The sequence below is a fragment of the Holdemanella porci genome (assembly GCF_019052655.1).
In the GTDB taxonomy this organism is placed as follows: domain Bacteria; phylum Bacillota_I; class Bacilli_A; order Erysipelotrichales; family Erysipelotrichaceae; genus Holdemanella; species Holdemanella hominis.
Map to the genome: position 1 here is coordinate 1 of NZ_JAHQVB010000153.1, position 727 is coordinate 727.

Genomic DNA, 727 nt, shown 5'->3' on the forward strand with positions numbered 1-727 from the left:
GGCGCTGTAACGGATAAAGAAGTTTCAGCTTAATAAAAAAGGACCGAATATTCAAGATTTAAAAATCTGAATATCGGTCTTTTTTGGTATAATATGTTTGTGCCAAAATACCTAGTTAATTGTAATGCATATCAGCCATCATTTCAATTCCCTTTGTGTTTTTCTTACGAAGATGTCGTTGAAAAAGACGATATCTCAAGAACTGTGAAGGAAGTCGTAGAAGAGGTCAACATTTTTAAATATATCGATTTCTCACAGAATAACGCTCATGGATATGATGCAATCCAAATGTTCGAAGCAGTCATTCTTGCATTTGCGATAAACGGTTATGCTTCTCTTCGTGATTTAGAAAAATTATGTAAATATGACATTCGCTTTAAATTCATTATGAACGGTTCAACACCTTCTCATATGGCTTTTGAAAGGTTTATCAAAGATAAGCTTGCTATGCCTATCGAAGATATATTTGTGGATATCAACAAGTATATTGAAGCTCATGATGTCATAGATACAGAAGTATTATATATTGATGGAACCAAATTTGAGGCCAATGCCAATAAGATGACTTTTGTATGGATGAAAGCTACAAAGAAATTCAGAGAAAAGCGTTGGATCAAAGTTATGGACAGGCTTTCTGCATTTAATAAATATTGTTCAAAAAACAATTTGAATATTCGTTTTTCAATTGTAAGAGAGATCAATTTCGATTACTTGTTTGAAGTAGTTT

The 727-nt window shown here is 32.2% G+C and carries 1 protein-coding gene; it reads left to right on the forward strand.

Annotated elements, in window-relative coordinates:
* Positions 1-99: 99 nt before the first annotated feature.
* Positions 100-727 (forward strand): transposase (locus tag KTQ83_RS11905; protein ID WP_342367265.1); only part of this gene is annotated, 628 nt, incomplete at its 3' end.